The organism is Azospirillum lipoferum, from assembly GCF_024170005.1.
Classification (GTDB): domain Bacteria; phylum Pseudomonadota; class Alphaproteobacteria; order Azospirillales; family Azospirillaceae; genus Azospirillum; species Azospirillum lipoferum.
In genome coordinates this window covers 84,730-107,128 of sequence record NZ_JALJXJ010000016.1, presented here as the reverse complement: position 1 = coordinate 107,128, position 22,399 = coordinate 84,730, and the positions used below count along the sequence as shown (strand labels likewise).

Annotated in this window: 15 protein-coding genes; 5 read left to right on the top strand and 10 right to left on the bottom strand. The window is 69.9% G+C overall.

All coding sequences use genetic code 11. The features are described 5' to 3' along the window. Positions 1 to 55 precede the first annotated feature (55 nt). Positions 56 to 1,276 carry an MFS transporter gene (locus tag J2848_RS29110; RefSeq protein WP_149233459.1) on the top strand — a complete coding sequence of 407 codons (1,221 nt, stop codon included), beginning with the start codon at positions 56 to 58 and terminating at the stop codon, positions 1,274 to 1,276. Positions 1,277 to 1,350: 74 nt separating this feature from the next. Here J2848_RS29110 and J2848_RS29105 read toward each other — a convergent pair whose 3' ends face one another. The 7 genes from J2848_RS29105 to pseB form a co-directional block, all read right to left on the bottom strand. Next, on the bottom strand, positions 1,351 to 5,739 hold the full coding sequence (locus J2848_RS29105; protein ID WP_170307159.1) for an Ig-like domain-containing protein: 4,389 nt from the start codon (positions 5,737 to 5,739) through the stop codon (positions 1,351 to 1,353). Positions 5,740 to 6,141: 402 nt separating this feature from the next. Further along, a complete protein-coding gene (locus tag J2848_RS29100; protein WP_149233524.1) occupies positions 6,142 to 6,732 on the bottom strand; it encodes an IMPACT family protein in 591 nt (196 codons plus the stop codon). 7 nt (positions 6,733 to 6,739) lie between these two features. Then, positions 6,740 to 9,157 carry a calcium-binding protein gene (locus J2848_RS29095; RefSeq protein ID WP_149233460.1) on the bottom strand — a complete coding sequence of 806 codons (2,418 nt, stop codon included), beginning with the start codon at positions 9,155 to 9,157 and terminating at the stop codon, positions 6,740 to 6,742. A gap of 93 nt (positions 9,158 to 9,250) precedes the next feature. Beyond that, a complete protein-coding gene (locus tag J2848_RS29090) occupies positions 9,251 to 9,547 on the bottom strand; it encodes a hypothetical protein (RefSeq protein WP_044553747.1) in 297 nt (98 codons plus the stop codon). Between the two features lie 131 nt (positions 9,548 to 9,678). Beyond that, positions 9,679 to 11,250: a flippase gene (locus tag J2848_RS29085; protein WP_170307160.1), complete on the bottom strand. Its 1,572-nt coding sequence runs from the start codon at positions 11,248 to 11,250 to the stop codon at positions 9,679 to 9,681. A gap of 225 nt (positions 11,251 to 11,475) precedes the next feature. Next, a complete protein-coding gene (locus tag J2848_RS29080; RefSeq protein ID WP_149233462.1) occupies positions 11,476 to 12,732 on the bottom strand; it encodes an aminotransferase class I/II-fold pyridoxal phosphate-dependent enzyme in 1,257 nt (418 codons plus the stop codon). Next, entirely contained in the window at positions 12,732 to 13,844 is a 1,113-nt protein-coding gene (pseB, locus tag J2848_RS29075; protein ID WP_376992534.1) for a UDP-N-acetylglucosamine 4,6-dehydratase (inverting), read from the bottom strand. Before pseB ends, J2848_RS29080 begins: the two co-directional genes overlap by 1 nt. A gap of 344 nt (positions 13,845 to 14,188) precedes the next feature. On the opposite strand from pseB, the gene J2848_RS29070 reads away from it, so the two are divergent. Next, a complete protein-coding gene (locus J2848_RS29070; protein ID WP_246194087.1) occupies positions 14,189 to 15,541 on the top strand; it encodes a tetratricopeptide repeat protein in 1,353 nt (450 codons plus the stop codon). A gap of 9 nt (positions 15,542 to 15,550) precedes the next feature. On the opposite strand, the gene J2848_RS29065 is transcribed toward J2848_RS29070, so the two are convergent. Further along, positions 15,551 to 16,804 (bottom strand): glycosyltransferase family 4 protein, encoded by a 1,254-nt coding sequence (locus J2848_RS29065; protein ID WP_149233463.1) that lies wholly within the window; start codon positions 16,802 to 16,804, stop codon positions 15,551 to 15,553. A gap of 164 nt (positions 16,805 to 16,968) precedes the next feature. Here J2848_RS29065 and J2848_RS29060 point away from each other — a divergent pair, with 164 nt between their 5' ends. Next, a complete protein-coding gene (locus J2848_RS29060) occupies positions 16,969 to 17,640 on the top strand; it encodes an aspartyl/asparaginyl beta-hydroxylase domain-containing protein (RefSeq protein ID WP_149233464.1) in 672 nt (223 codons plus the stop codon). Positions 17,641 to 17,751: 111 nt separating this feature from the next. Here the strand turns inward: J2848_RS29060 and J2848_RS29055 are convergent, their stop codons facing one another. Then, complete coding sequence (locus J2848_RS29055; protein WP_149233465.1) at positions 17,752 to 18,276, bottom strand: hypothetical protein; 525 nt, start codon at positions 18,274 to 18,276, stop codon at positions 17,752 to 17,754. A 346-nt stretch (positions 18,277 to 18,622) separates the two neighbouring features. Between J2848_RS29055 and J2848_RS29050 the strand changes: the two genes are divergently transcribed. Continuing rightward, complete coding sequence (locus tag J2848_RS29050) at positions 18,623 to 20,506, top strand: ABC transporter ATP-binding protein (RefSeq protein WP_246194089.1); 1,884 nt, start codon at positions 18,623 to 18,625, stop codon at positions 20,504 to 20,506. Then, complete coding sequence (locus tag J2848_RS29045; RefSeq protein WP_246194091.1) at positions 20,503 to 21,006, top strand: hypothetical protein; 504 nt, start codon at positions 20,503 to 20,505, stop codon at positions 21,004 to 21,006. Before J2848_RS29050 ends, J2848_RS29045 begins: the two co-directional genes overlap by 4 nt. 187 nt (positions 21,007 to 21,193) lie before the next feature. Here the strand turns inward: J2848_RS29045 and J2848_RS29040 are convergent, their stop codons facing one another. After that, positions 21,194 to 22,138, bottom strand: a complete 945-nt coding sequence (locus J2848_RS29040) for a replication protein RepA (RefSeq protein WP_012978551.1) — start codon at positions 22,136 to 22,138, stop codon at positions 21,194 to 21,196. Positions 22,139 to 22,399 lie beyond the last annotated feature (261 nt).

Here is a 22,399-nt window from a genome sequence, read left to right as displayed (position 1 = left end):
AGTGCGTTCGCTTGTTCGGAACGCGTGCCGACCGCGGACCAGTGTGGAGCACACCATGAGTTCCCAGCCGGCACGCGATCCATCCGGTGATCCGTCCCAGGACCAATCCCAGGGCCGCCTGTTCATCCTGGCCGCCATCCTGTTCGTCTCCTATCTCTGCGTCGCCATCTCCCTTCCCGTCACGCCGCTGTTCGTGGCCGGGACCTTGGGGATGGGCAATTTCTGGGCGGGTCTGGGCGTCGGCAGCGCCTTTCTCGCCACCATCCTCACCCGCAGCTTCGCCGGCAATTTCGTCGACGGCGGCGGCGCCAAGCCGGCGGTCGCCCGCGGACTGGCGCTCTACATCGCCGGCGGGCTGGTCTCGCTCGCCGCCGGGATGCTGATACATCTGCCTTGGGCGGCCTTCTGCGTACTGGTGGCGGGGCGCCTGCTGATCGGACTGGGCGAAAGCCTCGTCGGGGTCGGCGTGATCGCCTGGGGGATCGGCATCGTCGGCCCGCAGCGCTCGGGCAAGGTGCTGGCCCTGGTCGGGGCGGCGCTCTATGGCGCCTTCGCGGCGGGCGGTCCGCTGGGGCTGCTGCTGCTCGACGGCATCGGCTTCGCCGGCACCATGGCGGTCGGCGCCCTGCTGCCGGCGCTGGGGCTGCTGGCGATCCGCCCGATGGCGGGGGTTCCGGCGCATCCGGGTGCGAAGCGGCCGCCCTTCCGCAGCGTGCTCGGCCGGATCTGGCTGCACGGCGCCGTCGTCAGTTTGCAGGGCATCGGCTTCGCCGCCATCGGCGCCTTCTTCACGCTGCACTTCGTCCATGAATCCTGGCCGTTCGCCGGGCTCGGCCTGACCGCCTTCGGGGTCGGCTTCGTCCTCGTCCGCTTCGCCTTCGGCCATCTGCCGGACCGCATCGGCGGCCTGCCGGTGGCGATGGGGTCGCTGGCGGTCGAGGCGGTGGGCCAGCTGCTGGTCTGGAGCGCCGGCGATCCCACCCTGGCCCTGGCCGGCGCCTTCCTGACCGGGCTCGGCTGTTCCCTGGTCTTCCCCGCCATGGGCCGGGAGGTGGTGCATCTGGTGGAGCCGCATCTGCGGGCGACGGCGCTCGGCGCCTTCGCCGCCTTCCAGGACGTGGCCTATGGCCTGACCGGCCCGGTGGCCGGGCTGCTCGCCGACCGGGCCGGCTACGGCAGCGTCTTCCTGCTGGGCGGAGCAGCAGCCGCGGCCGGCTTCCTGACCGCCCTGTCCATGCGCCGGCCCCAGGCCGCGACGGGAAAGCGGCCAATCTAACGAGGCCCAATAAAGCCGACCGAATAAGAGAAGGGCGGCCCTGAGGCCGCCCTTTCACATCATCCGCCCGAACCTCAGGCCGGAAGCTCCGTCCGCTGCCGGGTGGACAGCCCGCCGTCGCCCGCCGCCAGCAGGCCGGACGTCGTGCCCGACGAGGCGTCGTGGAAGCCGCCGTCGATCCCCTGCGCCTGCGACCCGGTCATTCCCGCCGCCAGCATGGCGACTGCGATGGGGGCTTCGCCATTGGCGGACGCCACGGCCTCCGCCGCGGTGGAGGTGCTGCGCTTGATGTAGGCCAGCTCGACCGCGGCGTCGCTGGTGCCGAACTCCGTGGCGATCTCCGGATGGCTCGCCAGATAGGCCGCCGGGTCGAAGGCGGTCAGCGACCGGTTCTCGGCATAGCCGTTCTGGACATAGTGGATTTCCGCCGCCTGGACGTCGGGACCGAAGGCCTGGATCAGGTCCGGGTTGCTGGCGATGTAGCGCAGCGCGTCGAAGCCCTGGGCCGCCCGGCCCTCGGCCCGGCCATGCTCGATGTAGTGGCGGGCGGCGGCATCCGCGTTGGTGCCGAAGGCGACCGCCAGATCACGGTTGGCCGCCAGATAGTTGTAGCCGTCGAAGCTGGCGCTCCGCCCCTCGGCATAACCGCTCGTGATGTAATGCCGGATGCCGGCGTCGGCGTTGGTGCCGAAGGCCGCCGACAGGTCCGGGTAGGAGGCGATGTAGGACAGCCCGCTGAAGTTGGGGTGCCGCCCCTCGGCATAGCCATGCTCGATGAAATGCCGGCTCGCGGCGTCGGTATCGGTGCCGAAGGCGGCGATCAGCTCGGGGTAGGAGGCGGTGTAGGCCAGCGGATCGAAGGTCACCGTCCGCCCTTCCGCCTGTCCGACCTGGAGGTAATGCTGGGTCGCGGCGGCGGTGTTGGTGCCGAAGGCGGCGATCAGGTCCGGGTAGGAGGCGATGTAGGCGAGCGCGCTGAAGCCGGCCGGCAGCCCGCCGGCTGGCGGCGTCTGGGGGGTGGAGGCGGGATCGGCCGACGGCACCACCTGCAAAGCGACGGTCTGCGCCGCCACGCCGCCATGGCCGTCATCGACCTTGTAGGCGAAGGACCCGGCATCGCCCGCAGCACCGGTGGCGGCCAGGAAGGTCAGTCCCGGCAGGTCGGCTGCCGTCAAAGTCTGGTTCACCGCCACGGCGCTGCCGTCGGCCAGCCGGATGGAGCCGCCGCCGGGCAGGCCGGTCACCGTCACGCTCAACGCGTCGCCGTCGGCATCGGTGGGAGCCGCGAGGCCGAGCGACACCGCCGTCCGGTCCTGCACGCTCACCGTCTTGTCGGCCTGGACCGTCGGGGCATGGTTGACGGCCGGCTCCACCACCGGAGTCACGACCGGATCGGGCGAGGAGGTGACGGGCGGCGGGGGAGGAGGGGGCGGAGGAGGGGGAGGCGAGACGACCGGCGCCGCTTCCACCGTCAGGGCGACGGTCTGGGTATCGACACCGCCATGGCCATCCTCCACCCGGTAGGCGAAGGACCCGGCAGTGCCGACCGTGCCGGACGCCGGGGTGAAGACCAGGGCAGACAGCTGGGCAAGCGTCAGGCTCTGGTCCGCCGTCACCGCGGTGCCGTCGGCGAAGGTCACCGTGCCGCCGGTCGGCAAGCCGGTCACCGTCACGCTCAGCGCGTCGCCGTTGGCATCGGTCGGGGCGGCGATGCCCAGCGCCACCGCACCCGCGTCCTGCCGTGCCGTCACCGTCTTGTCGGTTTCCGTCACCGGAGCGGCGTTCACGGTCAGCGCCACGGTCTGGCCGGCGCTGCCGCCATGGCCGTCGGAGACGCTGTAGGCGAAGGACCCGGCATTGCCGACGATGCCCGCGCCGGCGGTGAAGGTCAGGGCGGCAAGCTGGGCGGTGGTCAGGCTCTGGTTGGCGGTCACCGCCGTGCCGTCGGCCAGCTGGATGGTGCCGCCAACCGGCAGGCCGGTGACCGTCACGCTCAGCGAGTCGCCGTTGGCATCGGTCGGAACGGCGATGCCCAGCGCAGCCGTGCCGCCGACCTGGGCCGTCACCGTCTTGTCGGCCTCCGCCACCGGGGCGGCGTTCACCGTCAGCGCCACGGTCTGGCCGGCGGTACCGCCGCGACCGTCGGCGACGCTGTAGGCGAAGGAGCCGGCGTCGCCGGCCGTGCCGGCCGTGGCGGTGAAGGTCAGGGCCGACAGCTGGGCAAGCGTCAGGCTCTGGTTGGCGGTCACCGCAGTGCCGTCGGCCAGCCGGATGGTGCCGCCGGCGGGCAGGCCGGTGACCGTCACGGTCAGGGCATCGCCGTCGGCGTCGGTCGGGGCGGCGATACCCAGCGCCACCGGGGCGCCGGCCTGGGCCATCACCGTCTTGCCGGCCTCCGCCACCGGGGCGTTGTTGGCCTGAACAATGGTGACGCTGCCGCCGCTGCCGACCTGGAACTGGCTGGCCGCGAAGCTGCCGGTCAGCGTCACCGCCAGATCGCTGCCGACCCGCAGGATGGTGGAGGCGGCACCCGTCTCGACCTGCATGGCGGTCAGATCGGCACCCGCCATCACCAGCCGGTCGCCGACGGCCGCGTCGACGATGGTGACCGTGCCGGTGGTCCCGGCGGCGATGCGGATGACGTCGTCGCCGCCATTGCCGGTGACGGTCGCCCCGGCCCCGACGGTCAGGTCATCGGCCCCGGCGGTGCCGGTCAGGGCAACCCGGCCAAAGCCGGTGGCGCCGGACAGGTCCACGGCCGCTCCGGTCCCGGACGCCGTCACCGCGAGCGCATTGCCGGTGCCGGTGCCGGTGCCGGTGCTAGTCAGGGCCAGCCCGGCCAGCTGCGAGGCGGCGAGCGTCAGGGTGGAGCCGCTGCCGGTGACCTCGATCGCCTCGATGCCAGACATCGCCACCGCCGACAGGTCGGCGCTGCCGGAAATGCGCAGGGTGTCGGAGGCCGTACTGCCGGCGACAACCTCGAAGCCGGCCGCCTGCGCGCCGGTCAGCGTGACGTCATGCGCCTTGCTGCCGGTCAGCTCCAGCCGCTCCACCCCGGTCAGCGTCATCCCCGTCAGGTCGATCGCGGGGGAGGCGACGGCGGTGTAGTATTCCAGGTCGTAGCCGTTGTAGCTGCTCAGGTCGTCGGAGTGGATCTCCAGCGTGTCGGTGCCCTCGCCGCCGTCGAAGCTGACGGTGCCGGCGTCATACTGGCTGACCACGATGTAGCGGTCGTTCCCCACCTCGCCGAAGATCTGGTCGGCCTGATCCTGGCCATAGCTGCCGGCGCTGACGATGCCGGCCAGGATGGTGTCGTCGCCATCACCGCCATGGATGGTGTCGCGTTCCCAGTCGCCCTTCAGCAGGTCGTTGCCGGCGTCGCCATAGATCAGGTCGGCACCGCCGCCGCCGGCCACCGTGTCGTTGCCGGTCTGCCCGTGCAGTTCGTCATTGTCGGCGCGGCCATAGATCAGGTCGGCGCCGCCACCGCCGAAGACGGTGTCGTTGCCGTCGCCGGCCTCCAGCGTGTCGTCGCCGGCCCCGCCATGCTCCAGATCGGCGCCGCCATGGCCCCAGAACCAGACGGCAGTGTCGCCGGCGGTCATGACGTCGTCATGCTCCGTTCCGACCCAGCGCTGGATGTCGACGAAGGTGTCGCCGGCCGCCTCGCCGGTGTTGTTGGCGCCGTTGGTCAGATCCAGCGTGATGCCGCTGGTGGCGTTCTCGTAGGTGACGATGGTGAAGCCGTTGCCGCCGACATAATGGTCGCCGCCCAGCCCGCCGTTCAGCGTGTCGCCGGCCGACTGGCCGCTGTTGCCGCCGCCGACCAGCGTGTCGTCACCGATCCCGCCGATCAGGCTGTCGTTGCCGGTGCCGCCGACGATGCTGTCATTGCCGGCCCCGCCATTGATGGTGTTGCCGCCGTCGTCGCCGACCAGCGTGTCGTCGCCGTCGCTCGGCGTGCCGGTGTAGGCCAGCCGACGGACCCAGTCGCCGGTGTCGGAGACGGGCAGGGCGGCAGCAATCGGCCCGGTGGTCACGTCGAGGTCCCAGGAGGCGCCAAGCGACGGATGGCCGACCGGATGGCTGGCGGCGGCGACGCGGGCGCCGGTCGCCTGGGCGAGCGCCCGGGCGAAGCGCCCGCCATCGGCGCCGGTGTCGCAGGCATGGATCAGGATCTCGGTATCCGGGGCCTGCGGCCAAGTTCGCCCATCCGCCTCACGGCCGGACAGCGCCGCGATGTCGAGCCGGCGGGCCCCCAGCCGGACCGCGCCCGGCTCGCCATGGGCCAGCAGATGGATGGCGGCGGGACGGGCGGCGAGCGCGTCGGCCAAGGCGGTGGCGAGAGCCTTCCCGCCGTCCCCATCGGCCGCGATCCGGACGATCCGGACATCGGGCCGGCAACGGTCGAGCAGCAGGTCGAGGTCGTCGAGGCTGGCGTCCGCAATCAGTACGTCGCGCACGGATGGTCCTCCTTCATGGCCGCAAGAACACTGGCGGCAGTATTCTTTGGCGGCAGTATTCTTTCAGGCCGAACGGCCCTGTTCTCCCAAATGTGAGGAAGAACTGCGCCCCCACAACTCGATAAGTCGGGGTATCGCCGGCAAGAAAGGGCGATCACTTGAAGGAAATCGTAAGAAGGAGACTGCGATTTCAGGCGGTGACTTCAGCTCAAGCCGAAGCCCGACCGTGATTGATCAAAATTTCCTCTTTGCGGGAAACAGACCTTTTGTGCGCACGAAAAAGGGGTGGTCAAGCCACACCTCAGCCATGAGCAAAAGCCATAAAATCATTATTTATAACCATGATTTCATGGCATCAAATCGGCACATAAGGGTGCTTATGGAAAACAGCCACGCTCCCGCTTATTCCTCGGCACGTTCCACCACCGCCTGACCGCGGGAGATGTCGGTGACCAGCCGAGTGAACGCGTCCGTCTGGTCGCGGGGAAGCGTGACCTGGAGCTGGACACCGTCGGCGGTGAAGCCCGTCGTCTCCACCCGCGTGCCGGGGAAGCCGCCGAGGCTGGAGCGGATGCGCGCCTCCTCGGCGAAGCCGCAGGCGACGGACAGGGTGGCGTAGGCGACGATGGGCTCGCGCGCCGCCGCCTTCAGGCAGCCCGCCGCCGTGCCGCCATAGGCGCGCACCAGCCCGCCCGCCCCCAGCAGGATGCCGCCGAACCAGCGGCTGACCACCACCGCCACCCGGTCCATCTCCTGGCCCTCGATAGCCTGGAGGATCGGGCGCCCGGCGGTTCCGCCCGGCTCGCCATCGTCGCTGAAGCGATAGACGTCGCCGACCCGCAGGGCCCAGCAATTGTGGCCGGCATCCGGCAGGCTGGACGCGGCGATGAAGCGGCGCGCCTCCTCCTCGCTGTCGGCCGGGGCGGCCTGGGCCAGGAAGCGGCTCTTCTTGATGTCCTGTTCGAACCGTTCGGTCCTGATAAGGGTGAACATCACTTGCCTACAGCACGAAATCGAAGGCGGAGAAGCTGTAGTTGGCGATGTTGACCTGGATGCGGAAATCGGCCGTCCGGTCGCCGTTCACGTCGCCCTCGATCAGCGTCACGGCACCGGAAGCCTGATAGCGCAGCTGCCCGGCAGCACTGAAGCCGGCGGTGCCGATGAAGGTGAAGGCATCGTTCCCGGTATTGCCGGTGATGGCGTCGATCTCCGACAGGTCGATGCGGTCGCCCTCGGCACCGGCGGTGGCATAGCTCGCCAGCCCCTTCAGCGCCTCCGCCGCCACGACGGCGCCGTTGAAATTGATGATGACGTCGGGAGCGGCCAGGGTGGATTCATTCAGGTTGCGGATGGAGAAGACGTCCGCCCCGGCACCGCCGTCCAGCAGGTCGGCGGCATAGCCGCCGATCAGCGTGTCGTTGCCGGACCCGCCCAGCAGCACGTCCTCATAGCCGGTGACGGTGTCGCTGGGATTGACGGAGATCTCGTGGCTGCGGTCGGAATAGACGTCGCCGAACATCACGTCGTCGCCGCCGCCGCCGCGCAGCACGTCGCCGCCCAGCCCGCCATAGAGCGTGTCGTTGCCGAGCCCACCGTCCAGCCAGTCGTTGCCGGCCCCGGCGTCGAGCCAGTCGTTGCCGTCCTCGCCCAGCAGGGTGTCGTTGCCGACGACGTCGATCACGTCGCCCCGCATCAGGTCGTCCCCCGCCCCGCCGAACATCAGGTCGCTGCCGGCCCCGCCCTCCAGCTGGTCGGCACCGTCGCCGCCCAGCAGGACGTCGTTGCCGGCATTGCCGAACAACGTGTCGTTGCCGGTCAGCCCGGCAATGGTGTCGTTCCCGCCGCCGCCGCCGATGGCGTCGTTCTGGAGCCCGCCCACCAGATAGTCGTTGCCGGTGGTGGCAGAGGCCGAGACGGTCAGCCCGCTCAGCGACGGCTGGGAGAAGCTGACCAGCGACCCCAGCGGATAGACCCCGTCGGTGGCCTGCAACAGCTCGATGCTGGTCAGCGTATCGGTGCCGTCGGGTCCGCTGACCACCAGATTGCCGCTGCCGTCGAAGGACAGGGCGTAGGAGGCGAGCGCGCCGGTCAGCACGAAGCTGTCGATCCCGGAAAGCCCGTCCACCGCGTCGGTGATCGGGTTGCCCAGGGCGTCATAGGCGGCACTGCCGCTCAGCGTGTCGTTGCCGGTCGTGCCGGTCACCACCAACGGTGCTCCCAGAGACACACCCACTGGCGCCCCTTGCGGCAACAGCAGATCCGCCACCCAGGCAGGTGCGGCGACCGTCACGGACCCGCTGGGCGTCACCCGCAGCGGCCGGCCCTCGCGCAGGCCGAAGGAGAGGTAATGCAGCTTGGCCGATGTGGCGTCGCCGCCGGTGGCCGCCGCCACATCGGTGTTCGCCGCCAGATAGGCCGCGGCGTCGAAGGTAGCACTGCGCCCCTCGCCCCGGCCGAAGCGGGCATAATGGACCACCGCCGCCGCCGGATCGATGCCGACGGCCGCCAGCACGTCCGGGTTGGAGGCGAGATAGCCGTAAGGGTCGAAGCCGGCCGTGCGGCCTTCGCGGACGCCATAGGCCAGGTAATGCTGAAGGGCGGCCCCGGCATTGACGCCGACGGCCGCCAGCACGTCCGGATTGGCGCCCAGATAGCCCAGCGCGTCGAAGCCGGTCAGGCTGCGCCCCTCGTTCCGGCCGCTCCAGGCGTAATGGGCCGCCGCGGCGATCACGTTGTCGCCGAAGGCGGCGGCAAGATCGCGGTTGGCCGCCAGATAGCTGCGCGCGTCGAAGGCGAAGGCCGCCGGCGCGGCGGTGCGGCCGTCGATGGTCAGCAGTTCGACATCCGTCAGGACATCCGTGGCGCGGCTCGACACCGCGGCGTAGCGCCGGCCGTCCAGCGCCACCACCACCGGCGTCTCCGCCCGGTAGCTGCCGCCCTGAAAGGCGTAGCGGCGCGGGTCGGAGGTATAGACGGCGCGGTCGGTGCCGGCGCCACCGTCGAAGCTGCGCCCGCCCGGGATCCCCAGATAGACGCTGTCGTTGCCGTCCGCCCCGACGAAGGCGTCGATCTGCTGGAAGATGCGGGCGCCGAGCCGGTCGAGCGTCCCGCCGGTCAGGGCGACATCCAGCCCCTCGATGCGGTAGCGCAGGATGCCGGACAGGTCGCGGTCGGTCAGGCCGGTGAAGCGGACGGCCGCCATCGTCCCGCTGCCGGCAGCGGCATAGTCGAGCGTAGCGGCATGGATCCGGCCGGAGACCGAACGGGTAACGGTCTGGCTGCCGGTTCCGGCGGCGATGAAGGAGGCATCCGGCACGGTGGTGAAGGCGTCGGCGACGAAACCGTTCGCCAGCCGGGCCTCCCCTGAATCAGGGGCCAGATCGAGGGCGAAGCCCTGCCCCGCCACCAGCCGCGCCATGCACGCCCCCTAACCCCCGCCGCAATGCGGCACCGCCCGCCGGTTCCGGCGGGGTCCGGGCCGATCGGCTGAACCGATCAGATGACCTGCCGATCAGATGACCTGGAGGTAGGCCGGGTCGAGCGCGCCGTGGCGGAACGGGATCCAGTCCTTGTGGTCGGCGCGGTACTGCAGGCCGTAGGGATTCTTGAAGAAGATCTTCTGCAGCGGCTGGCCGCCTTCGGCGCGGGTGCGCTCCAGGTCGATCAGCGGCGACGAGGCGAACACCTTTTCCCACAGCTCGGTGTTGTCCACCTCGCGGCCGGCGTTCTTCACATAGTCGCGCGCGGTGTCGCTGAGCTGCCAAGCCTCTTCGACCATCGCGTAATAGTCCACAGTACCCTCGGCCATGGCCTTCGAACTCCAACCAGCGTTGCACAGAGTTTCCGCTCACATAGCGCATTTTCGGCGGCAAAGGAACCACCTGCGCGCCGCAGCGGTTGAGCGCGGCCGGACCGCGGCCACGCTCTTGTCGGATGATGTTACGGACCGTCCGCCGCCGCTCCGTCGATGGCCTGCCCGTTGATCCCGTTCATCCGCGGCGACGGCAGCGGCGTGGGCAGCGGCACCGCCCGGTTCTTGCGCAGCGGGGCGGCCAGCTTCTCCCAGGACCGGGTGCGCAGCAGCCGGCCGGCGACCCCCAGCCCGACCGCCAGCAGGCCGGTCAGGCTGATCGCCGCCCCCACCGGCCCGCCGACCAAGAGGCCGGCCAGCCCGGCGACCCCGGCCAGCAGCGCGCGCAGGCCGATGGTCAGCGCCACCGTCCCGGTTCCCGGCGCCACGCGGGGCAGCAGAACCAGCAGAAGCCCGCAATCGACCGCCGTGCGCAGGCTCCAGGCCGCCGCTGCACCGACGGCGCCATAGCGCTCGGCCAGCAGCCACAGCACGCCCAGATAGACCGGCAGCTCGGCCAGTTGCAGGCGCGCCGTCACGTCGACGCGGCCGACGCTCTGGATCAGGGTGTTGGGCACATAGGCGGTGGCGTTGAAGAAGACGCCCAGCATCAGGATCGACAGCACCGACGCGCTGTTGGCGGCAAAGGCCGGCCCCAGCCACAGCTCCAGCGCCGTCTCGCCGCCGACGATGGTGGCGGCCTGCATCGCCAGGAACACCGCCAGCGTCAGATGGCCGCCGGTGTCCAGGATGCGGCCCAGCGCCGGGGGATCGCGCCGGAACAGGCTGGAGGCCAGCGGGAACAGCGCCAGCGACAGCGCGCCGGGGATCACCATCAGCCGCGACAGCAGCTCGAACGGAGTGGTGTAGAAGGCGACCATCGCCGCCGGAACGAGGCTGAGCAGGATGAAGCGGTCGGCATAGAGCATCGCCGGGCCGACCAGATTGTTCAGCATCATCCAGGCGCTCATGGTGAACAGCCCGCGCAAGCTCGGGCGGCCCCAGCGGCCGGGGCGCAGCAGATCCGGCACCTGGCCCACCGCCAGCACGCCGTAGCCGACCAGCCCGATGAAGCGGCCGGCGGCGATGGCGGCGATCACCGGCACCAGGCTCTGGCTGAAGGGCAGGACGAAGAGCGGGCTGAGATAGTTCAGCACCCCCACCGTCATCCGCACCAGGCTGATCGGGCGGAAGCGCTGGTGCGCCTCCAGCACGCCGCGCAGGCCGGCGGAGACCAGCGCGATCGGCACGATGGCGGCCGCCACCAGCAGGCTGGTGCGGATCTCGTCCGGCGAGGTGCCGGTCTCCAGCTGGAAGCGGTCGGCCAGCAGCCCGGCGCCCAGCGCCACCGCCCCGCCGGTCAGGACGCCGATGGCCCCCATCAGGGCGATGGCCGGCCCGGCGATCCCCGCCGTGTTGGCGGCACCCTGCCCCGCCTCATGCCCCCCGCCGGCATGGCCGATCCGGTCGGCGACGACCTGCACCAGCGACCGTCCCAGCCCGAGGTCCAGCACGCCCAGATAGCCGAGCAGCGCCCAGATCAGGGTCAGCGCGCCGAAGCGCTCCATCCCGACGGCGGAGATGAGCCACGGAATCGACAGCAGGGCCGCCGCCATGGGCAGCCCCTCGCCAAGCAGATTCCAGAGCGTGTTGCGAAGCAAATTCGGAGGTCCGTACGCGAAACACTGTGGAGCGGCGTTCGGGACGACCCGACCCGGCCATCCGGCTCTCCAGCCGTTCGACCTAGGTCTATGCCCTCCTGACGACGCCATTGTTATCGGTCCATCCCGTCCAAAACGCTAACGGAATCGCTTGGGCGAAACGGTCTGGACCCTGAACTCCCCCAGCCCTTGACCCTGCCCTTGGGCTGGCCGGCTGGACCCGGATCAGGACAGGACCCGCTCCAGCGCCGCGGCGACCCGCTCGACGTCGCCGTCGGCCATGGCCGGGAACAGCGGCAGCGACAGCGTGTGGGCGTAATGGTTCATGGCGCCGGGCAGGGCGAGGTCGCCGTAGCGGCGGCGCCAGTAGGGTTGGCGATGGACCGGGATATAGTGCACCTGGGTGCCGACGCCCAGGGCGCGCAAGCCCGCCATCACGGCCGAACGGGGCCGCCGTGCCGCGTCGAAGTCGATGCGCGCGGCGCACAGGTGCCAGGCCGGCCGGCACCAGGGCACCAGGGCCGGCGGCCGCACCAGCGGGGCCAGCGGGGCCAACCGATCGGCATAGAGCGCCATCAGCCGCGCCCGCCGTTCGACGAAGCGGTCCAGCCGGCCGAGCTGGCTCAGCACCAATGCCGCATGGATGTCGGACAGGCGATGGTTGAAGCCGGGCTCCGCCATTTCATAGTACCAGGGGTTGGCGTTCCCTTCCGCATCCAGCGCGGCGTCGGGATCGGCGAAGCCCTCCCCCGGTTCGGGCGTGCGCCTCATGCCGTGGTTGCACAGGCGCCGCACCCGCGCCATCAGCGCCGGGTCGTTGCCGGTGACCGCCCCACCCTCCCCGGCGGCGATGGTCTTGACCGGATGGAAGGAGAAGACGGTCAGCGACCCGGCCTCCACCTCCCGCCATCCGGCGCCGACCGGCCTCTCGCCCCCGTCCATCATGCCGGGCAGATCGCCCCCTGACAGATCGACCGTGCCGATGGCATGGGCGGCATCCTCGACCAGCGCCAGCCCTTCCGCCCGGGCAAGCGCCGCCAGCCCGGCCATCTGGGCGGTCTGCCCGGCATAATGGACGGGGGCGAGCGCCCGGACGCGCCAGCCGGCCTTGGCCGCGCGGGCGATGGCGGCCTCGGCCTCGGCGACGCCCATCAGGCCGCTGTCGGGATCGACATCGGCGAAGGCGACCTCGGCCCCGGCGTGACGGGCGGCGGAGGCTGTGGCGAGGAAGGTGTTGGACGGCACCACCACAGCGTCGCCCGGCCCGATGCCCAGCGCGGTGTAGGCCAGCCGTAGCGCCGCGGTGGCGTTGGCGCAGGCCACCGCCTCGGCGGCACCCACCCGCGCGGCCAGGGCCCGTTCGAAGGCGGCGACCGCCGGCCCCTGGGTCAGCCAGTCGCCACGCAGCACCGCCGCCACCGCGGCGATGTCCTCCTCCTCCACCGACTGGCGGCCATAGGGGAGGAAGGGCAGATTTGTCATCAGGGCGCTTCCGCCAGCAGGGTGCGCAGCCGCTCGCCGTCCAGCCAGTCGTCGTTGCCGTCGCTGGCATAGCGGAAGCCGTCGGTCACCGGGCGGGCGCTCAGCCGCTCGTACGGCGCATGCTGCCAGAAGGTGAAGGCCGGCTCGATGACGTAGCGGTCGTCCAGCTCGTAGGTCTGGCGGGAATCGTCCTCGGTGATCATCACCTCGTGCAGCTTCTCGCCCGGCCGGATGCCGACGATCTTCTGCGGCAGATCCGGCGCCATGGCGCGGGCGAGGTCGGCGATGCGCATGCTGGGGATCTTCGGCACGAAGATCTCGCCGCCCTGCATCATGGCGAAGCAGGACAGCACGAAATCGACGCCATGCTGCAGGGTGATCCAGAAGCGGGTCATCCGCTCGTCGGTGACCGGCAGGTGGTCCGCCCCCGCGGCGATCATCTTGCGGAACAGCGGGACGACGCTGCCGCGCGACCCCACCACATTGCCGTAGCGCACCACCGCGAAGCGGGTGTCGAGCGCGCCCGACAGGTTGTTGGCGGCGATGAAGATCTTGTCAGACGCCAGCTTGCTGGCGCCATAGAGGTTGATCGGGTTGGCCGCCTTGTCGGTCGACAGCGCGACGACGCGCCGCACCCCGGCCGACAGCGCCGCCCGCACCACGTTCTCCGCCCCGTAGACGTTGGTGTTGATGCATTCCATCGGGTTGTATTCGGCGGCCGGCACATGCTTCAGCGCTGCGGCATGGACGCAGAAATCGACGCCGCGCATCGCCAGCTTCAGCCGCTCGCAATCGCGCACGTCGCCGATGAAATAGCGCAGCGTCGGCGCCCAGTCCGCCGGCATGTGCTGCTGCATCTCGTACTGCTTGAATTCGTCGCGGGAGAAGATGACGACCCGGCGCGGCCTGGCATGCCGCATCACCGTCTCGACGAAGCGGCGCCCGAAGGAGCCGGTGCCGCCAGTCACCAGGATCGACCGGCCGTCCAGCATGCGCAGCCCCGCCTCGAGCCCCCCTGCCTCAAGCCCGCTGCCGGACGGGGCGATCTCGTCCGATCCGTCCGCCGGAGTTCCCGGCCTGGCCCCGTCCGCCTTGCTGGAGTGTGTCGTCACCGCCGGTTCCGTCCATTGAAGCCGCATCGCTCGAAGCCGCCGGCCCGCCGGCCGGAGGGTCCGGGACGGGCGCCGCATCGGGATCGAAATGAACCCCGACGGTAACCGGTGCTTTCTGACGATCGGGTTAATTCAGGATGCCCCCCGGCGCAAGGCCTGTCGGGAAGCGGGGCCGGCGGAGGAGGACGCAGGACATCACCTCCCAGGCGCGATACGGTTTGCCGGATGTCGCGCCTTGCGGGTGGCGAACGGCCTTCTCTATAGTTTCTCGCCGCCTTCCCCCTCTTTCCGCCGGCCGGTTCATGACGAACATTCCCCTGTCGCCCCTGCCTCCGGTCCCTGCCATGGCGGGCCTCCCGCCCTTCGCCGTCCCGCCGCAGATGGCGCCGCAGCCCGCCCCCCAGCCAATCGAGTTCCGGCTGGCCGGGGACCCCGCCGATACCGAGGGGTGGATCATCCGAAGCAAGCTGCTGAACCGGCCGGGCCTGCGCGACTTGGCCGCGGCCAGCAGCCGGCGCGCCCTTCTTCTCGACCCCAGCCAGGGCGCCGCCTGGGCCGAGCGGGCGTTCGCCCTGACCCATTGCGGACGGCATGCCGAGGCGCTGCACGCGATCGGGCGCGCCCTGGCGCTCGATCCCGCCGACCCGGGCGTCCTGTTCCGGCTGACCGTTGCCCTCCAGCGCCGCGGTGACTTCCCCGCCTGCCGGACGGCGCTGGACCGGCTGATCCATTTGCAGCCGGACTTTCCCAGCCACCGCTGGGGCCGCGCCCAGGTCCGCCTGCACGAGGGGGAGTATGAGGAAGGCTTCGCCGACTACGAATGCCGCTACTGGCTCGACGAATACCAGCAGCAGGCCTACCGCCCCCATCAGGGGCCGCGCTGGACCGGCCAGCCGCTGGACGGCAAGATCATCATGGTCACCACCGAGCAGGGCTTCGGCGACACCATCATGATGGCGCGCTACCTGCCGCTGCTGAAGGGGCTGGGCGCCCGCCGGGTGGTGGTCGAACGCGCGGAAGAACTGCGCCGCCTGTTCGACGGCATGGCGGGGGTCGACGCCTTCGTGCCGCGCGATGTGGCGCCGACGCCGATCTACCATGTCCACAGCTCGATCATGAGCCTGCCGCACCGCTTCGGCACCACCGCCGACACGGTGCCGCCGCCGCCCCGCCTGACGATCCCGGAGGAGGCGCGCGCCAAGGCCGCCCGGCTTCTGGGGCCGCGTGATGACCGGTTCAGGGTCGGCATCGTCTGGTCGGGCAACCAGGGCTTCAACGACAACCACATCCGTGCCGCCGGGCTGGACCGCTTCCTGCCGCTGCTGTCGGTCCCGAACACCGCCTTCCACAGTTTGCAGAAGGGTCCGCCGGAGGCCGAGCTGCAAGCGCTCGGCCCCGATACGCCCATCACGGCGCTGGGTCCGGAGATGCAGGACTTCGCCGACACCGCCGCGGTCCTGGAAGAGCTGGATCTGGTCATCATGACCGACAGCTCGGTCGCCCACCTCGCCGGCTCGCTGGGGGTGCCGGTGTGGAACCTGGTGCAGCATGTCCCCTACTGGGTCTACGGCCGCACCGGCCCCACCACCCCCTGGTACCCGTCGATGCGCCTCTACCGCCAGGGTCCGGACGAGGATTGGGCTCCGGTGTTCGAGGCGGTGCGGGGGGATCTGGAGAGACTGGCGGCGGGCCGCTAACCTTTCCTCCTAAAGAACCGGCACCCGCCCGGCCTGCACGTCCTCCAGCAGGCGGATCTGGGCCGGCAGGCAGACGGTGGCGAGGTCGAAGCGCTCCACCGCCGTCCGCCGGGCGGCGGCCGACAGGGCGGCGCGCAGCTCCGGATCGTCCAGCACCGTCTCCACCCGGTCGGCAAGCGCCATGGGATCGTGGAAGCCGGTCAGCAGCCCGTTCACCCCGTCCTCGATCACCTCGGCGACCGGCGGCGTGTCGGAGCCGACGATGACGGCGCCGCAGGCCATCGCCTCCAGCATCGACCAGGACAGGACGAAGGGGAAGGTCAGGTAGATATGGGCGCGCGAGATGCGCAGGACCGACAGGTAACGGTCATAGGGCAGCTTGCCCAGCACATGCAGCCGCGCCGCCTCAGGCCTGGGATTGCCGGCGGCGTCCAGCATCGTCTCCCGCCACATCGCCTCGCGCCAGGTGCCACCCCCCTCCGGTGGCGCGCCATAGCTGACCTCGTCGCCGCCCACCATCAGGATGTGCAGCTTCGGCCGGCGCCGCAGCAGCTCCGCCGCCGCCCGCATGAAGGTGGGAAAGCCGCGGTAGGGCTCCAGATTGCGGGCGACATAGGTCACCACCTCGTCCTCGCGCGACAGGCTGCGGCCGTCGGGCAGGGTGACGGTGGCGGCCGGATCCGGCCGGCAGACCGCGGTGTCGACCCCGTCATGGATCACCGAGATGCGCGGACGGAAGGCGTCGGGATGCTGCTGCCGCTGCCACCGGGTCGGGCTGACGCCCCAGTCCATCGCGTCCAGCCCGGTCAGCAGCGAGGCGTTCTTGGTGCGGATGCGGCAGCGCGTCTCCAGCGTCACCGGCTTTTCCGGGTCGAAGCCGACGTCCGATCCCTCCGCCCGATAGAAGAACTCGCAATAGAGCAGCAGGCGGGCGTCCGGGAACAGGTCCTTCAGGAACAGCGCCTCGCCCCAGCCGGGATGGGCGCAGATCACGTCGGGGGTGAAGCCCTCCTTCTGCAGGGCCAGCCCGGCGCGCACGGCGCCCTGCCCGTGCAGGACCTGTCCTTCGAACATGCGGATATAGGGGTGGGTGTTCTCCCCCGGCTCGCGGGTCGGCCGGTAGAGCGCCATCTGCACGCCCTTCGGCAGCTCGCGCCGGACCTTGCCGATGAAGGCGACCCGATGGGCCGGATCCGCCGCGAAATGGCGGACGAGATGCTTGTACTGGCCGGGGGTGTTCTGGTGGACGAACAGGATCCGCATGGAAAGACGATGCCCGGAAAAGGGGGAAACGGGGCGACAGCCTGCAACCATCCGTCACCGCTGTCGATGCATAAGACCATCCGCCCCATAGGGGTGCCGGGTGGCATATCCCCGAAAATAAGTTTAAGAACTGGGTAAAGCCACAACCGGACGGCCTTCCCGCCATGCAGTCCCACCCCCTTCACCCCTGGCAGCAGGTCACCGCCGGCAGCGGTCTGGTGCTGCACGCCCCGCTGACCGTCCGCGCCGACCCAGACGCGCTCCGGCGCGAGTTCGACGCCCTCGACGCGGCGACGGGGGACGAGGGGCGCCAGTTCAGGGCCGGCGACGGCAGCTGGTCGTCGATCACCCTGATCGAGGAGGGGCTCGGGCCCGACAGCAACCGCGCCATCGGCAAGCCCACCCCGGCGCTCGGCCTGATGCCGGCCGCCCGCACCCTGCTGGAGGGGCTGGGCTGCCGCATCCTGTCCTGCTACGTCCACCGGCAGGAGCCGGGCGGCCTGCTCCGCTGGCATTTCGACAGCGCCGGCCTGCACCAGCCCGAAGCCCGGCTGATCGTGCCGGTCATCGCCCCGCCCGGTGCCGTGACCTGGATCGGCGACAGCCCGGCGGCCTATCCCGCCGGCACGCTGTGGGCCGGCGACTTCACCTTCCCCCATCAGGTGGAGAACGCGCCCGGGGAGCAGCGGATCGTCCTGCTGGTGGATGTGGTCAGCGACGGGCCCGCCCGCTCCCTCGCCCCACCCGACCTGTATGGCCAGCTGGCGCTGCGCGGCGTCCTGGGCGAGCAGGCGGTCAACAGCTTCCTGGCCAACCGGGAATCGGTGACGGCCTGAAGGCGGCCTTTAGAGTCTGTCTGGTGCTTCAATCAGCACCAGACAGACTCTAAGCTTTTGATTTTCCGTGTGATTCACGTTTCAAGCGATTCCGCTTGAAACGATCACACTCTACCCGCCGCGGGCCAGCAGGGCCTCATAGCGCCGGATGGTTTCGCGCATCTCCTCCATGAGCAGGCGCTGCTCGTCGGCAGCCGCGCGGATCCGCTCCGCCTGCGTCCGCGCCTGCTCGGCGTAGAACCGCGCCTGCTCGGCCGAGAGGCGGGCCTCCTCATGAAGCTGTCTCGCCCGCTCCTCGGCCTGACGCGCCTCTTCCGCCGCACGCCTTGCCTCCTCCTCCGACCGGCGGCGATCCTCGTCTTCGATCCGCCAGCCCTCGGCCTCCCGCCGTTGCATTTCGCCCGTGATCCGGCCTTCCTCGGCCATGATGCGGGCACCCTCCGCCTCCATATGGCGCTCGAACGCCGCGCTTCGCTCCTCTTCGGCTTTCTCGCGCCTCAGCTCGGCCGCATGGCGATCGTCCTCGCTCCTGGTACGGCGCGTCTCGCTGCGCCGCCTCCAGTCTTCGGCATCAATCCGCCTTTCCTCCGACTGGTCCGGGGGAGGCTGGTCCAAGGGGAGGTGCGTGCGGGTCATGGTGGTTCCCCTCCATCAGGCGATGGGACGCCGTCAGCGTCCTTTCGGTCAGGCGCAGGCGTTCGCGGCTCCGGTCCAGAAGACGCCGTCTTCGTTCCAGCGCTTCACGGAGCGTCGCTTGCAGGGCCTTGAGGCGATCGAGGGTTTCCATTCCACCGTCAACAGGCGAATCCGGCAACCCGCCTCAACGGCATAGCCGCAGGCCAGGAAATGGTCATGCCGGTGACCGGACCGTCGGAGCGGGCATGCACCGGAAGGACCCGTTCCGCCTCCCCCGCCTTGCGCCTATAAGGTGTCCATCCGCCGGCGGTGCCCGGCCAATCGCGCGACGGAGCGCCGACGCCCCTTGCCCTCTTCCGGAACCTCCCCCCTGCCCTCCTCCCCCTGGCGCTTCCTGTGGATGTTCGTGCGCGAGCGTTTCCTCGGCCGCGCCATCCTGCTGAACCTCGCCGCCGCCGGCGGGATCGGATTGATGGGGATGGAGCCGGTGGCGATGCGCGGGCTGGTCGATGCGCTCGCCGGACTATCAGGGCCGGGACTGGCGGGGCAGCCGCCCGCCGGCTCCCCCGTCTGGCCCGGAGGCTGGACATCGGAGGTGATGCGCTGGTTCCTGCTGCTGGGCGGGCTGTGGATCGCGTCCGCCCTGTTCAACCGCCTGCGCGAGCTGGTGGATCTGCACACCTCGCCGGCCTTGCGCCATGCCATCCAGGTCCGGCTGTTCGACCATCTGATCGACCATTCGCCGCGCTACTTCCAGGACAATTTCGCCGGCAACCTGGGCCAGAAGGTCAAGCAGGCCGGGCAGAGCGCCATCCAGATCCTGGAAATCCTGACCAACGACATCATCCGCATCGTCGTCATCCTCGCCATCGGCCTGACCCTGCTGGCCTCGGCCCAGACCCTGTTCGCCGGGCTGCTGGTCGGCTGGACCGCGGCACACCTGACCCTGTCGGCCCTGCTGGCCCGGCGCTGCCTGCGGCTGTCGCACGCCTTCTCGGAGGAGGTGTCGTCGACCACCGGCCGCATGGTCGACATCATCGCCAATGCCGAGCTGGTGCGCGCCTTCGCCCGCCGCCGCCAGGAGCTGTCCGGCCTGTCCGACGCGCTGACCGGCGAGATCGCCCGGTCGAAGGAGCTGCGCTGGTTCCTGACCAGGATGTGGTTCTGGCTGTTCAACGCCCTGCTGGTCTTCCAGATCACCCTGATCGGCATCGCCGTGTCGGAGGCGACGGCCGGCCGCATGAGTGTGGGCGACTTCGCCATGATCTTCTCGCTGGCCAGCATCGTCGGCACCAATGTCTGGGGCCTGTCGACACGGATGCTGGGCTTCTTCGAACAGCTGGGCATCCTGTCGGGGGCGCTGGAGCTGATCGTCCGCCCGCACGAAATCCCCGATCCGCCCGGCCGCCCGGAGCTGACCGTCAGCGAGGGCGCCATCCGCTTCGAGGAGGTCCGCTTCGCCCATCCGGGCTCCGATCTTGAGAAAGGGGGCGCGGTATTCGACGGCCTGTCGCTGACCATCCGGCCGGGGGAGCGGGTGGCGCTGGTCGGCCCGTCCGGCGCCGGCAAGAGCACGCTGGTCCGCCTGCTGCGCCGGCAGTTCCCGCTGCAAGGCGGCCGCATCCTGATCGACGGCCAGGACATCGCCATGGTCAGCCTCGCCTCGCTCAACCGCGCGGTGGCCGAGGTGCCGCAACTGCCCAGCCTGTTCCACCGCTCCATCCGCGACAACATCGCCTATGGCAGCGAGGGTCCGGACGGAAAGGGAGCCGCCGACGGGGCGATCCGCGCCGCAGCCGCCCGCGCCCATTGCGACCGCTTCATCGAGGGGCGCGCCGCAGGCTACGACACGGTGGTGGGGGAGCGCGGCATCCAGCTGTCGGGCGGCGAGCGCCAGCGGGTCGCCATCGCCCGCGCCTTCCTGAAGGATGCGCCGATCCTGGTGCTGGACGAGGCGACCTCGTCCCTCGACTCCGAGACGGAGCATCTGATCCAGGACGCCCTGCTCGACCTGTTCGAGGGCCGCACGGTGATCGCCATCGCCCACCGGCTGTCGACCGTCACCGGCATGGACCGCATCCTTTATATGGAGAAAGGCCGGATCCTGGAGGATGGCGACCACGCCACCCTGCTGCGCCGCGACGGTCCCTATGCCCGGCTGTGGCGCCGGCAGGTCGGCGGCTTCCTGCCGGACGATGCCGGCATCACCACCATGGAGGAGGCGCGATGAGACGGATCCGCTTGGGGATCCGCCCTGCCCTGCTGCTCGCCGCCAGCCTGTTCACCCTCGCCACGGAGGCCGCCGCCATGTCGCCCCTGCCCTTCTTCCAGCGGGTCGAGCGCGTCGGCCTGCTCTGCGCGGTGGACGCCGACGGCGGTCCCGCCGCCGATATCGGGGACGAGGCGTTGTGCGGTCGCGCCGCCGCGGTGCTGTCGGGGCTGCTGGCCTCCGGCCCGGCGGTCGCAGCACTCGTTCCCAACGACGTCCGCATCGCCGACCCCGGCACCCTGCTGGTTCTGGTTCATGCCACGTTGCGGCCCGAAAGCGGAAAGCGGCTTCTGGCGCTCGCGGCAACCCTTCAGCGCAGCGGATCCGCCAGCGACGCGCCCTTCTTCATGACGCCGCCCCAGGCTCTGGCGCTGTCCGGCAGTCTGGATGAAAGCCTTCTGGATTCACTGCTCCGTCGCCTGCTGACCCCGCTGGCCGGGGCTTTGCGCGTCAATCCCTGAGGCTCGGAGTTTGGAGTCTTGTCGCAGGGGGGGACGGAGCGCCGTCGCAGGCTTGAACTTTCACAGGCCGTCATTCCCGCGAAGGCGGGAATCCAGTCACGTCAATGATTTGGACTGGAGGCCCGAAAGGCCGGATCCCTGCCTTCGCAGGGATGACCGTTCTACAGTCAGGGAGTGTGCTTTGCCATCACCGGCAAAGCTGCGCAAACTTGCGCTCCGGGATCGGCGGCGGCGAGGGGTGCAGCATCAGCCCCTGTTCCTCCACATCCACCCGCGCGTCGGGATAAACCGCAAGCGCCAGTTGAAGCGCCTCGATGAAGCGCTTCCTGAAATCGCGCAGGCGGCTGTATCCGGCGCCGAACTGCTCGAACACCGCCGGCCAGGTGATGGGGGTGGAGCGGTTCAGGCTGTGCAGCCGGTAGGCCAGCCAGATATAGATGTCGATGCTGGTGCTGTTGTTCTGGATGTGGCGCAGCGCCGGTTCCCAGATCGGCACCGGATGGGCCTTCAGCTCGCGGAAGAAGGCCTCGGACAGCAGGACGCGGTCTTCCCACAGCGAGCCCTGGCCCGGCTCCGCCCCGGCATTGGCCGAGAAATGAATGCCGCCCTTGACGATCGACCCCTTTTCGAAGCCGATGCTGTGGGCGTCCTCCCAGGCGAAGGTCAGGTTGCAGGCGGCGATGCGCGACGCCTGCTCGCGGATGTCGCGGTAGGTCTGGCCGCCCACCGACAGACCCATGCGGTCGAGCCATTCGTGCATGCTGCGGCCCAGCTCGACCTCGCGGCTGTCGGTCTGGATCGCCCGGGTTTGCAGATACAAGAGGATCATCCGCGCGCGGCTGCCATACGGAACACCGTAAAGCTTAAAGCCACCGTTGCGGATCGGCAGTCGTCCAGGTTCGATCAGCAAGCGGATCTTATGTCCGCGCCGCTCCCACGGCTGGTCATCGGGAAGACGACGATGGGGAAGAGCGGTCAGTGCAAAACCCGAATAGGTGATGCCAAGCTCCTGCCGCTCCTCTTCGAGGACGGCGGCAGCCACATCGACTAGCGAACGCTGATCCGGATCGGTCTGGAGCGCCTTCGCCTGGTCGCGTCCCAGCTGGGTAATCAGGGTGTGTATCTGTCCCATAGCGAACTGACCTTGGCACGACTTTGCGGTCAACGCTATATCACGCTCGGTTAGTGCCAGCAATTTGGAGTCTTGTCGCTCAAACTATTTGTACGGTTATTTGATTCAGTTAATAGTTTGCGCGACAAGACTCCAGTAGAGAATCGCGAGTCGCGCGACAAAACTCCAGAACTCCCGCGACAAGACTCCAGCGGATAGTCCGCATTGCCTGTGGATTTTTCGGCCGACGCGACAAGACTCCAGGCGGGACATTTCGATTCG

Bases quoted from the DNA above. Each gene is read 5' to 3' on its own strand.
- J2848_RS29095 (WP_149233460.1), bottom strand. From the start codon at position 9,157: ATGGCGCGGCTGGTGGCGGGGCAGGGCTTCGCCCTCGATCTGGCCCCT.
- J2848_RS29055 (WP_149233465.1), bottom strand. From the start codon at position 18,276: ATGACCCGCACGCACCTCCCCTTGGACCAGCCTCCCCCGGACCAGTCG.
- J2848_RS29065 (WP_149233463.1), bottom strand. From the start codon at position 16,804: ATGCGGATCCTGTTCGTCCACCAGAACACCCCCGGCCAGTACAAGCAT.
- J2848_RS29070 (WP_246194087.1), top strand. From the start codon at position 14,189: ATGGCGGGCCTCCCGCCCTTCGCCGTCCCGCCGCAGATGGCGCCGCAG.
- J2848_RS29100 (WP_149233524.1), bottom strand. From the start codon at position 6,732: ATGTTCACCCTTATCAGGACCGAACGGTTCGAACAGGACATCAAGAAG.
- J2848_RS29090 (WP_044553747.1), bottom strand. From the start codon at position 9,547: ATGGCCGAGGGTACTGTGGACTATTACGCGATGGTCGAAGAGGCTTGG.
- J2848_RS29045 (WP_246194091.1), top strand. From the start codon at position 20,503: ATGAGACGGATCCGCTTGGGGATCCGCCCTGCCCTGCTGCTCGCCGCC.
- J2848_RS29040 (WP_012978551.1), bottom strand. From the start codon at position 22,138: ATGGGACAGATACACACCCTGATTACCCAGCTGGGACGCGACCAGGCG.
- J2848_RS29080 (WP_149233462.1), bottom strand. From the start codon at position 12,732: ATGACAAATCTGCCCTTCCTCCCCTATGGCCGCCAGTCGGTGGAGGAG.
- J2848_RS29060 (WP_149233464.1), top strand. From the start codon at position 16,969: ATGCAGTCCCACCCCCTTCACCCCTGGCAGCAGGTCACCGCCGGCAGC.
- J2848_RS29110 (WP_149233459.1), top strand. From the start codon at position 56: ATGAGTTCCCAGCCGGCACGCGATCCATCCGGTGATCCGTCCCAGGAC.